The 12,175-nt window shown below is 50.1% G+C and carries 9 protein-coding genes and 1 pseudogene; 7 read left to right on the forward strand and 3 right to left on the reverse strand.

Features of this window, described 5'->3' with window-relative positions:
• The 3 genes from OXG87_22575 to OXG87_22585 all read left to right on the forward strand — a co-directional run.
• Positions 1 to 877, forward strand: an 877-nt coding sequence (locus OXG87_22575; GenBank protein MCY3872340.1) for a type I restriction endonuclease subunit R, incomplete at its 5' end; no start/stop codon positions are given.
• Positions 878 to 996: 119 nt separating this feature from the next.
• Positions 997 to 2,196, forward strand: coding sequence for an AAA family ATPase (locus tag OXG87_22580; protein MCY3872341.1), 1,200 nt, complete (start codon positions 997 to 999; stop codon positions 2,194 to 2,196).
• A 6-nt stretch (positions 2,197 to 2,202) separates the two neighbouring features.
• Complete coding sequence (locus OXG87_22585; protein MCY3872342.1) at positions 2,203 to 2,742, forward strand: hypothetical protein; 540 nt, start codon at positions 2,203 to 2,205, stop codon at positions 2,740 to 2,742.
• A 369-nt stretch (positions 2,743 to 3,111) separates the two neighbouring features.
• On the opposite strand, the gene OXG87_22590 is transcribed toward OXG87_22585, so the two are convergent.
• On the reverse strand, positions 3,112 to 3,957 hold the full coding sequence (locus OXG87_22590) for a formylglycine-generating enzyme family protein (protein MCY3872343.1): 846 nt from the start codon (positions 3,955 to 3,957) through the stop codon (positions 3,112 to 3,114).
• A gap of 211 nt (positions 3,958 to 4,168) precedes the next feature.
• Between OXG87_22590 and OXG87_22595 the strand changes: the two genes are divergently transcribed.
• Positions 4,169 to 6,616: an ABC transporter permease gene (locus tag OXG87_22595; protein ID MCY3872344.1), complete on the forward strand. Its 2,448-nt coding sequence runs from the start codon at positions 4,169 to 4,171 to the stop codon at positions 6,614 to 6,616.
• A gap of 70 nt (positions 6,617 to 6,686) precedes the next feature.
• On the opposite strand, the gene OXG87_22600 is transcribed toward OXG87_22595, so the two are convergent.
• Complete coding sequence (locus tag OXG87_22600; protein MCY3872345.1) at positions 6,687 to 7,319, reverse strand: peroxiredoxin; 633 nt, start codon at positions 7,317 to 7,319, stop codon at positions 6,687 to 6,689.
• Between the two features lie 176 nt (positions 7,320 to 7,495).
• Here OXG87_22600 and OXG87_22605 point away from each other — a divergent pair, with 176 nt between their 5' ends.
• From OXG87_22605 to OXG87_22615, 3 genes are all read left to right on the forward strand, one after another.
• Positions 7,496 to 9,691: a glycoside hydrolase family 127 protein gene (locus OXG87_22605; GenBank protein MCY3872346.1), complete on the forward strand. Its 2,196-nt coding sequence runs from the start codon at positions 7,496 to 7,498 to the stop codon at positions 9,689 to 9,691.
• A gap of 65 nt (positions 9,692 to 9,756) precedes the next feature.
• A complete protein-coding gene (locus OXG87_22610; protein MCY3872347.1) occupies positions 9,757 to 10,767 on the forward strand; it encodes an aldo/keto reductase in 1,011 nt (336 codons plus the stop codon).
• 25 nt (positions 10,768 to 10,792) lie between these two features.
• Positions 10,793 to 11,731, forward strand: coding sequence for a PP2C family protein-serine/threonine phosphatase (locus tag OXG87_22615; GenBank protein MCY3872348.1), 939 nt, complete (start codon positions 10,793 to 10,795; stop codon positions 11,729 to 11,731).
• Positions 11,732 to 11,776: 45 nt separating this feature from the next.
• Here OXG87_22615 and OXG87_22620 read toward each other — a convergent pair.
• Positions 11,777 to 12,175: pseudogene (locus tag OXG87_22620) on the reverse strand (MFS transporter).

The following is a 12,175-nucleotide window of genomic DNA, read 5'->3' on the forward strand; positions in this document are numbered from 1 at the left end:
GATCAAAGAGGCGTTCAAGCCGTATTACGAACAGACGGAGATCGATGAACCGACCGATCCCAATCATCTCTATACGCTGGATGCAAGACTGAAAAGCGAACCCGTGTTGCGGGATGAGGAGATTGAGGAATTTGCCAGGACCTATTTCAAGCTCCAACCACTTCGAACATGGCATGATCACGGGCAGCTTAACAAGTGGGTTGATCCCGCTGTGGAGCGGTTCAAGCAGTCTTACGGTGTCTCGGGTTCGGATGGAGACGCATACACGGAAGAAGGCGAGATTTTCAAAAGTACCTTGCAGAGCTTTATAAGGCTATATGGCTTTTTGAGTCAGATTATCGAATGGCAGGATACTGAGTTGGAGAAGCTCTATGCGTATGCGCGGCATTTGTTCACCAAGCTACCTCGCCGTTCAGGTGAGGGCATGTTGGAACTCGACGACGAAGTTGCGCTTTCGCACTATCGCAACGAGATGACATTTTCTGGTAGTGGGGCATTGGAGGTGGGGGACAAAGAGTTTGTGCAGGGCGTGGGTGATGTTGGTACGGCAAAAGCCAAAGACGACCGTACCACACCGCTGTCATCTATTATTGAAGTGATTAACGAGCGGTTTGGCACCAGTTGGACGGATGAGGATAAGTTGCTATTTGATCAGATTTCAGGGGATATGGCGCGGAATTCACGTCTTGCGGAACAGGCTCAGGCCAATTCAATTGATCAATTTAAACAGGTTTTTGAACCCGAGGTGATGAAGGCATTTGTTCAACGGCAGGGCAGAAACCAGAAGATTGTGAACGATTTTATGTCTGATAGAGCACTGCGCGATTTCATCATGGACGCATTGCTCAAGGAGGTCTATAACGCTGCCCGAGTTTGAGGATACAAAGGAATATTACACAGAACGGGGCAATCAGTCCACAAGAGCTGGCATCGATTGTCCCGTTATTTTTTGACTATTATATTGCTATCTCGACAAAAAATTGTTATTATTGCGATATGATTCACAAATTTTCCATATCTAACTTCCATTCGGTCCGCGAAGAAGTCGTTCTTGACCTGCGTATTCCGGGAACTGCTCCCGACCTGCCGCGGTTCCGAAGGAGCACCGCAAAGCCGGATATCCGGCTTCCTTCTGTGGTCGTGCTCATAGGCCCCAATGGATCGGGCAAAACAACGCTGCTCAGAGCGCTGGTCGCTACTGCCCTTACCACCTTATTAGGATTGCCCCTTGATAGAAACAGATCGCTCAAGACCTTTTTCCCCTTTTTTTCTGAAGAAACCAGAAACCAACCGACGCGATTTTGCCTGGAGTTCGAAGCGAATTGGCTGGGCGAAGTCCATCAGTTGTTCCGGTACGAGTTAGAGGTGGCATGCAGTGGTAATGATCCTTTCTTCTCTTACGAAGCTTTGTCCCACTTTCCAAAGGGCCGCCCCCGGCGTCTGTTCGAGCGCGGTGTCCCGGGAAAATCTATATACGTTTCTAACGAATTAGGTCTTAAACTTAAGGATGATATGCTCCAGGATATTGTTCGAAAAGACACATCGGTGATCACCACGCTCGCCCTGCTCAATGTGCCCTTGGCGATGCGTATTACAAAATGGATGGAAGATTTTTTTTGGTCATCCAATATCGTGCTTCGTGAGAGATGGGCACCTTCGACCCAAAGTGTGATGGATACATTCGAGAGCGACCCCGATATGGAATCCTGGATTAGAAACCATATCCGATCCAGTGATTTGGGAATTCAGGATATAACTATTTCTGACCAATCTGAAAAAAAGGAAGTGTTTTTCGACCATCACGGGCTTGATATGTCAATCCCCCTACACTTGGAATCCAGTGGAACGAAACGCCTGTTTCATCTGTTGCCTCGGATCGGTGGCGCGCTCCGTAGCGGCGTTCCTCTGGTCCTCGACGAGATAGATGGCGATCTCCATGTGGATATTGCCGGAGAAATTCTTAGCTGGTTCCGCTCTCAAGAGGTCAATCCTTCAGGCGCACAGCTTTTTGTCTCCTCTCACAATGTCGGCTTGCTCGACAATCTGGAAAAGGAGGAGATTTTTATTGTAGAGAAGGACAACAGTGGCGCAACCCGTGTGCATGGAGCACAAGATGTGCGCGGTCTCCGCCGCGATACGCGTCTCTATCCCAAATATCGGGCGGGGGTGCTCGGTGGTATTCCAAAGATTGGCTAAAAAGCGATGCGTCGCTACAGGGTTCCACTCAGGCGGGTCATATTCATCGGGGTTGAGGGGGTGAGTGATCGCGCCTTCGTCACATTCCTCCAAAACTGTTGCGACGAGAAGGGCTTGCATCTGCACCTGAACGTTGGGTTAGGACACGGTGGCGATTCGGTATCCGTTGTTGAGGAGGCCGCCCGCTACTTGAATAGACATCCCGGAAGGCAGGATATTAGCGACAAGCTGGTGTTGCTTGATTCGGACCGCATTGAACAAGACAAACAGGCTGGACGTGACGCGCAAAGTGTGGCGTCGAAGGAGAAATTAAAGCTCATTTTTCTGCGTCCAAACTTGGAAGGGGTGTTGCTCAGGTTGCATGAAGGACACGAGAGGCGAAAAATTGGAAACAACGCGGAGGCGGAACTTCGGAAAGTTTGGCCATCGTACAGCAAACAACTGACGGCGGATCAGTTGAGCCAGCGTTTCGTCTTATCTGACTTACAGCGGGCTGCCCAATATGACGGCGAACTGAAAAGGCTTCTCAAAATTCTCGGTCTTTGATCTTTGTCAAAAGTAAAAAGGACATGCACTCGATATGAATGCGTGTCCTTTGTGTTTATAACTGATGTTACGCATTGCTTCAGATAAAGCATTACAAAACTCACCCTCGCAAAACGCCATCAATCAAAGCCATATGCACAGCGCGTGAGTCCGATTCGCAGTGGACATCCTTATGGCATCCCAACTGTGCAGGCCACAGCATGTCGTATTACCACAGAAACGATTTGCGCTGTGCAAGCCCCCCGCAGGGGCGCCCTTTTTTTGCTTCATTTTTTTGGGCGCGCAAAAAAATGAAGTCGCCGAAGGCATAAAAGGAAAAATGATGGTTTATATCACCCAAGTATGGGTAACGCCAATATCTATTTAAAATTACCGATCCACCACACACCTGAATCCCAGCGTATCGGTCTGGAGGTTGGATGTTCGAGCGTCGCGCGCTGTTGTGCGTACCAGGAAGGCCGTGCTGAACCAGGATCCGCCGCGTACAACGCGTTCGAGGTGTAAGAAGTGGGTTTTGACTTCGTAGTTGACGGGGTTATCGCGTGGGCTGCGTTGATAGTACGCGCTGTCGTATTCGTCTTGTGTCCATTCCCAAACATTGCCAGCCATGTCCAATACGCCATAGGGGCTGCGCCCGTCGCGATTGCCTTCACGATAATATGCAACAGGTGCTGTGCCGTTGTCAAAGGGGTCGCCGCTGTTGAGGTAGTTGGCGCGGTTGGGATCCGGGGCAGCGCCCCAGGGATAGATGCGCCCGTCTGTTCCGCGCGCTGCTTTTTCCCATTCGGCTTCGGTGGGCAAGCGTCCGCCGAGCCATGCGCAGTATTCGCCGGCTTGAAACCAGTTGATGTTGATAACGGGGTGTTCGGGCGGGGCAAAGTTGGGTGGTTGGCGTTCTGAAATGGCATAGGGGTTCCATTGGGCATTGCTGACTTCTGTATGGTCTATGTAATAGGCTTCGAGATGGACAGTGTGTTCTGGGCCTTCGTTGCGGATGCCGTTGTTGGCGCCCATTTGAAACGGTCCTTCGGGTATTAAGATGAGGGTGTGTGTCGTGCCCACATGGGTTGTGATCTGGATGCCTGTTTGTGTCTGCGATACAACGTGCGGTGGAGGCTCTGATTCTTCCGGCGGAGCAGTGGGTTTGTCTTTGCATCCAGGTAAGGAGGTAGAGAGGATGATGAGATAGAGGGTTGTGTGGGTAAGGGGCTTCATAGTGGATCAGGCGGAGAATGTGTGGGGAACAGGAAAGATAACTCGTTCAATATAATTTATTACGTGCTGAAAGAGAAACTATATGCGATCCAGGTGTGTCCAATGGATGATGTTTGTAATTGGGAATTATATGCTAAACCTTGACGGTTCTGAAGATCGTGGCTACACTCGTATGTGACGAATTTACTTTTTATTTTGGAGGCGGGTTGTTGTGTTTAAAAATTATCTGATTATCGCACTGAGAAATCTCAATCGGCAAAAATCCTTTAGTGCAATTAATATTCTGGGGCTTGCCATTGGTCTGGGTACGTGCTTTTTGATCGTGCTCTATATTCAGGATGAGTTGAGTTTTGACAGTTGGCATGCAAAAGGAGATCGGATCTATCGCGTGATCCGGGAGACCCGATCTGGAGGGCAATCAGATTATTTGCCATTAACGTCGGGTGCGCTGACACGGGCACTTGAGCAGGATTTTCCCGAAGTAGAGAAAGCCGTGCGCGTGATAACGTGGTCGTCCGTAGATGTGCGTTTGGATGAAAAAAAGTTTGAGATGGGTGTCTGTGTTGCCGATCCCGAGATGTTTGAAATTTTCGATTTTCCCTTTGTGCGAGGCAATCTCGAAACGGCATTTCCCAATCCCAATGCGATCGCGATAACAGAATCGGCGGCAAAACGGTTGTTTGGAGACGAAGATCCGATTGGCAAGACCATCACCGCGGAGAGCAATCACCACGGCGGCGAGCGCACCATCACGGCAGTATTAAAAGATGTGCCTCGCAATTCTACACTCGGCTACGGTGAAATCGATTATATCTCAACAGGCGGATTTACGTCCCCAGGCGCGAAATACGCCTGGGAAGATTGGATACCAACCGATGGTTGGCGTCCCGTCAATACGTATTTTCTGCTACGAGAAGGGGCGGATCCAAAGGCGCTGTCCGCAAAATTTCCCGAATTGATTGATCGCTATATGGGGGCAGAGATTGCGCGTACAAATGCGTATCATCTCCAGCCTCTCAAGCGCATTTATCTCTATTCGAGGCAGGACTACGACCTGGATTGGTACGGCGATATTGAACGCGTTTATCAATTTGGGGCTATTGCAGTTCTGGTGCTCGCAATTGGATGTATCAATTTCACAAATTTGACGACGGCACAATCGGCTCGCAGGGCGCACGAGGTGGGTTTGCGAAAGGTGTCGGGAGCGTATCGCTCACAACTGATGGGTCAGTTTTTGGGCGAGTCTGTTCTCACTTCATTGGTCGCGCTTGTGCTCGCGCTTGTTGCCGTCAAACTCGTGCTTCCCGAGTTCAATGCCTTTTTCTTCAAGCAGATTGAGTTGAATTTGTCGAGCGATCCGTTGCTTGTAATTTCTTTGATTGGTATTGCTGTATTCGTCGGGCTGTTGGCTGGTGTTTATCCTGCATTTTTTCTTTCGGCGTATGAACCCACCGAAACGCTAAAGGGGGCGTTTCGCGCGGGTTCTCGAGGGCAGTGGATCCGGAAGGGGCTGGTGGTGGTGCAATTTGCAATTTCAATTATTTTGCTCGCGAGTACGGGGGTGATCTATCGGCAACTCGATTATATGAGAAACAAGAACCTGGGTTTTAATGTGGAGCAGATGGTTCTCATACCCATCTTTGTGCTTGATCAGGAGACAAAATCTGATCCGGGACAAAAGCTCGCCGCCCGTTATGCCACGGTGAAAGAGGCTTTTCGCGCCCATCCGAATGTGCTTGAGGTGACGGCTTATCGCTGGTGGATTGGATGGGGTGGAGGTATTACCCGAACCATTCGGGCAGAGGGGCACGAGGGCACGGACTGGCGCATGCCCCTTCTGGAGGTCGATGAAGATTATCTCGATGTGTTTCAAATCGAACTGGTAGAGGGCCGAAAATTTGATCCGATTGCATTTCCGACAGATACGTCGAAAGCTTTTATTATTAATGAAACGGCGGTTGCGCGGCTCGGTTGGGATGATCCCATCGGCAAATCTTTTGAGTGGGTTGATCGGGTGAGAAATCGGAAGGGGACGGTGATTGGCGTTGTGCAGGACTTTCACTATAGTCCGTTACACGAAAAAATTGGTCCCATTGCACTGACGCTTCGGCACCAGCAATTTTACAATCTGGGCGCGCGCGTCAAAGCCGAGGGGATGGAAGAGACGCTCGCTTTTTTTGAAGAGACCTGGAAGCGTTTCGCTCCCGCAGATCAGCCTTTTGATTATCTGATGTGGGATCAGCAGTTTGAATTCATGTACTATGCAGAACAGCGGGCGCAGGCGCTGACGTTGCTCTCTTCGGGGATGGCAATTTTGCTCGCATGTATGGGCCTGTTTGGCCTTGCGGCATTTACGGTTGAGCAGCGCGTGAAAGAAATTGGGGTGCGCAAGGTGTTGGGTGCGAGTGTGTCAAATATTGTGATTTTGGTTTCCAGGACATTTGCCATTATGGTTCTGATTGCGAATCTGTTTGCCTGGCCGGTTGCGCATTTTGCGATGGACAGTTGGCTGGCAGGCTTTGCTTATCGCATGGATCTTTCGTGGTGGATATTTGCGTTGAGTGGCGCAGTTGCATTGGCGATTGCGTTGCTTACTGTGAGTTTTCACGCTCTTCGCGCGGCGCTGTCCAATCCGGTGGAAGCACTGCGGCATGAATAGATTGATATAATGAAAATAAAAAAGGTCTGTGACATTTATCACAGACCTTTTGCTTTTTGCGGGTGGTCGGTTACTCAGCGGGTTGCTGTATGACGCGCAGATAGGGTTTTACGGCGGTGTATCCGGGGAAGCGCTCGTCGGCTTCTTCGTCTGTAACCGTGGGTGAGATGATCACGTCTTCACCGGGTCGCCAGTTCACGGGCGTGGCCAAACTGTGCCTGGCTGTCAATTGCAGGGAATCGACTACGCGCAGGATTTCGTCGAAGTTGCGGCCCGTAGATGCCGGGTAGGTGAGCATCAGTTTGATTGTTTTGTCGGGTCCGATTACGAATACCGAACGCACGGTCAGGGTGTTATCTGCATTGGGATGGATCATTTCGTAGAGGTCGGCTACCTGGCGGTCGGGGTCGGCGATCATCGGATAATTTACGGTTGCATTTTGCGTTTCGTTGATGTCGCTGATCCAGCCTTCATGGGATTCGAGGGGATCAACGCTGATGGCTAAAACTTTGACGCCGCGCTTGTCAAATTCGTCCTTGATATTCGCCATGGCGCCCAATTCGGTGGTGCATACCGGCGTAAAGTCGGCGGGATGGGAGAACAGAATGCCCCAGCCATCGCCCAACCATTCGTGAAAATTGATGGTGCCTTCCGTGGTTTCTGCTGTAAAGTCGGGGGCAACATCGCCTAATTGCAATGACATAGTATAATCCTTTCCTATTGGATTGTGGAGGAGATAGAATCCAACTGCGTGGCGATAATATAAGACAAAACCACATAGCGTCAAGCTGTCAAGTTTATAGCGTTGTTGCATGAGGTGGGGCTTTGAAATATATTCGATGAAACGCAGATTGGTTTGATGATCTCAAGGGAGGAATTGTGTCCACGATTCATTTTGATAAACTTTCGATGTACGACCGCATTGGCGAGCCCGTTTCACTCGGTATTCCATTTGCCCAGGGGCGACTTACCGACTCTGGGCAATTTGGTATTTGTAATGATGGAAGAGATATAGCGGTTCAGACCGATGTTACAGCGCGCTGGGACGACGGGTCGATCAAGTGGCTTATGGCGCATTTTCTGGCTGATCTTCCCGGCAACCGCGCACACGATCTCGCTTTTGCCACTGATGGCAGTATTGCTTCGCCTGATCCCGATGAGAGGACTACGGTGACGCAACGGGGAGATTTCTATACTATTGATACGGGTGTTCTTTCTGTTGATGTTGGATGCGGGACAGATCTTTTTAAGGCGATTCGCGTAAATGATATTGAATGGTTTGGTGCAAATGCTTCTTTTGGTATAACCGATGCAGAAGGTGGATCGTATCTCGCCAATATCGATACTATTACTGTTCTGGAGTCGGGTCCCGTGCGGAGTCTTGTCGAATGTGCGGGTGAACACGTTGGCGATGCGGGCACATTGTTCGATATGCGCGTTCTCATTGAGGCATGGGCGGGTAAACCTTTTGTTCGTCTGGATTATCAGTTTATCAATCGGGAGAAGGTCGCGAGTGTTGATGTGGCAGAGATTGCGCTGAAGTTCGCGGCATCGGGTGCGGGCGATGTGCGATGCGCTACTGGAGAGGGTTATTATCGCACCGATCTTACAGAGGGGGCAAATGCGCGTCTTCTGGATGCTGAGACGATTGTTTTTCAGTCTGTTGAACACGTGCTTGATACGTTTTACGGGGATTTCTGGGCAGACTGGTGCGATGCTGAAAAAGGCGTTTGTATTACGCCTTTTCATGCCCATCAAAATTTTCCCAAGGGGATTGCAGTTGGCGAAGATGGCATTGAGCTGGATATTTATCCCGCGAGTCAGGATCCCGTCAAAATTTTGCAGGGTGTGGCTAAGACCCATCGCATGCAATTTTATTTTCACACTTCTGCTATGTCTCTGGACGATGTTATTGTGCAATCGCTCCAATTTCAATATCCGGATATTGGTATTCTGCCCGAGTCGTGGTATCGCGAAGCCGATGTTTGGGAGAATCTCTTTCCCACGAATAAAAATCGGGATATTGAAGCCAGTATTATCAATATGGCCGATGGGCGCAATCAGGGGCTTGGGATGATGCACTGGGGCGATGGTCCGGATCACGGGTACACGCAGCAGGGGCGCGGTAAAGGGGAATTGGTGTGGACCAATAATGAATACGATTTTCCACATGCGATGTTTTTGCTCTATGCGAAGACGGGCGAGCGCCGGTTTAGAGATGCCGCGTGTGTGGCTGCACAACACTGGATTGATGTGGATTTTTGCCATTACAGCGACGATCCACTCAAGATGGGTGGGCAACCCATTCACACGGCGGGGCATGTGACGGGTGGTGTAACGCCTTCGCACGAGTGGACCGAAGGGTTGCTGGATTATTATCACATGACCGGCAAACAGGAGGCTCGCGAAAAGGCGATTTCCATTGCGGATAATATGATCCGCCATCTCGAGTCGCCCAAATTTTCTCGCGCTGGGGGGCAGCAAGCCCGCGAGACTGGCTGGGCGATGCGCGGTCTGATTGCTGTGTACATTGAGACGAGGGAAGAAAAATACCTCGATGCGTGTCGCAGTATTGCCGAGCAATTTATTGAGTGGAAGGAAAAATGGGGGGCTTTTCTCGCGCCTTATACCGCGCATACGCTGGTGCGCGTTCCTTTCATGATTTCTATAGCGATCAATGCGTTGCATCGGTATTATACCGCGACGGGAGATGGTCGCATTCCGCCACTTATTGTGGCAGAGATGGGCGATTTGCTCGATCACTGTGTGATGCCCGATGGCCGCTTTTTTTACAAGGAATTGCCCAGTCTCCAGCGGCGGGCGGGCGGTCCTCGAGAAATGGAAGCGCTGTGTCATGCTTATGAGCATTCGGGCGATAAACGCTTTTTGGAACAGGCGGCACGCATGATGAAATCCCTGCGTCCGGGTGGTAGCCGGAGTGGCAAGCGCATTGTCAAGGATCTCGTTGGGGATACTGTGCTTTTTGATGGCTCAGGTCCCAAATCATTTGCTTCTTTTTATGTGCCGTTTATGTCTTCGTACAAGATTTTGTCGGATGAGGATTGCCTGACTTGATTTGAGACTGGCAAATGGTTACTTTTCAAGAGTTGTGTTTGGCTCGAGATTTTTTGGGAGGATGAATGGAATACCGCCAATTGGGACGCTGTGGGCTTAAGGTCTCTGAGATCTGCCTGGGTACGATGACGTTTGGCAATGGCGCGGACAGGGCTGAATCCAAACGGCTGGTCGATCTGGCTGTGGATCGCGGTGTCAATTTTTTTGATACGGCCAATTCTTATGCCAGCGGTTTGTCGGAAGATTATCTGGGCAGGGCGCTTAAGGGCCGACGGAGAGATGCTGTTGTTGCGACGAAGTTCTACAATCCCGTGGGATCAGGTCCCAATGATTCGGGGATGTCGCGTTTTCATATTATGCAGGCGATTGAGGATAGTTTGCAGCGTCTCGGGATGGATTATGTCGATATTTACTATATTCACCATGTTGATCAGCAGACGCCTGTAGAAGAAATGCTTCGCGCTCTGGACGATCTGGTGCATCAGGGCAAGGTGCGATATATTGCCTGTAGTAACTATCAGGCATGGCGTTTGATGGATGCGCTGTGGATTAGCGATCACAATGGTCTGTCGCGCTTTGTGTGCTACCAGCCGCAATACAGCCTTGTTGTGCGCGATATTGAGCAAGAACTCATTCCCGTTTGTCAGGCGAAAGGTCTGGGGGTGGTTGTGTGGAGTCCGTTGGCTGGTGGTTTTCTTTCCGGGAAGTACAAACCCGGTGAGCGCATTCATGCGGGATCGCGTTCTGAAGAAGGATGGGGTTATCCGCAAAATTATTTTGCGGATAGTGCCGACGAGACGTTGGTCGAGTTGTTTAAGGTGGCCGATGAACTGGGGCGCAGTCCTGCGCAGGTTGCTTTGCGCTGGGTGCTCGAACAGCCCGCTATTACATCTGCTATTGTTGGTGCGCGCACCCTTGCACATCTCGAAGACAATATTCAATCCGCAGATTTCCGGCTCGAAGGCGAGTGTCTCGAGGGTCTCAATAATATTTCGCATTTGCCCGATCGGTATCCAGAGTCTATGGAGAAAGATCGGGATGCGCAGCGGCTCGAGGCTGTGCAGATGCCGGGTTAATATTCATACAGGTGATAATAGTTCTATGGCTTTTGATGAGATAGACGAAACGGGTCTCCAGCAAGTGAATGACTCCATGAAGATGCTCATGGGGGAGTTGAATAATTTTCAGGATATTGCCCGCTATGTCACACCATTGCCGGGGGAAATACCCACGCTTGACGGTGTTGATATCTACGGCGAGACCATTCCGCTCAACGGTATTGTGGGTGGCGATCATATTGTTTATGTCGATTTTAAGAAGCGCTATGATCTCGATGCTCGTATAGAAAAAGCTCGCGACCGCGGGCAGGATTATGTTGTCAAAAAGCTGGAGGAATGTCGCTTTAAGGCCGGTGTGGCAGTGGCCGATGTTTCAGGGCATCAGATTACGGACGCGCTTCTGGCTACGATGCTCCATCAGGCTTTTTTGATGGGTGCGATTTACGAAATGGATTATTACGGCAATATTACGGCCAAATTGTTTGAAAATCTCAATACGCGGTTTTACAATTCGTCGAGTCTCAGCAAATTTATTACGATGATTTACGGTGAGATATCCCAGGAAGGGCATTTCCAGTTTCTGTCGGCGGGACATCCCATGCCGCTGGTGTATTCGCGCAAGTACAAAGGTATTGTCGATGTGTCCGAAGATAGGATGATTGCCTCTCCACCCATTGGTACGCTTCCCTCTGGACGCGATATCGATCGCAATATCAATGAGAGTGTGCTCGGTTTTAAGGAAGAGTACGAACTTAATGAATGGGATTTAATGGGCACGGGCGATATTCTCATTCTTTTTACAGATGGTCTGGTTGAACATCACCGAAATGGCGAGTTTTACGCGCCGCATTATCTCGAACAAAAACTTCACGAGATCAGAGATCTGACCGCCAAAGAAATTTTCTACGCGATTAAAGAGGATCTCATCGCGTTCAATACACCCGATGACGATATCAGTTATGTTGTTATCAAGCGGCATTAGATCACAGGTTGCGGTCCAGGTCTGATCAGTATCCCTCCTGCTATCCTATCCCTCTTCCACTTCATCCAGTGCGCCTACTTTTCTCAAGCTCGGGGAAGCTATTGCGGTTATGCCTGTGACTAACAGTGTTCCGATGCCGTCGCTTACGACTGAGAATACAGGTCCATATTATTTCGCCACGCCTCCAGATTCGAGGCCACCCAGTTCATTTGACGCGCTCACAAATACCCCGTTTACAGCCGATACTCTGCCGCGCATTGCATCGGGTGTGATCAACTGTACGAGTGTGTGTCGAATGACCATGCTTACGTTGTCAAATGCCCCGGTCAATACGAGCATTGCAAATGACAACCAGAAGTTTTCCGATATTCCGAATACTATGGTTGCCACGCCAAATCCGGCTACGGTGAGGAGTAGATTTCTGCCAGCTTTTTTCATCGGGGG

The organism is Gemmatimonadota bacterium, assembly GCA_026706845.1.
Lineage (GTDB): Bacteria > Latescibacterota > UBA2968 > UBA2968 > UBA2968 > VXRD01.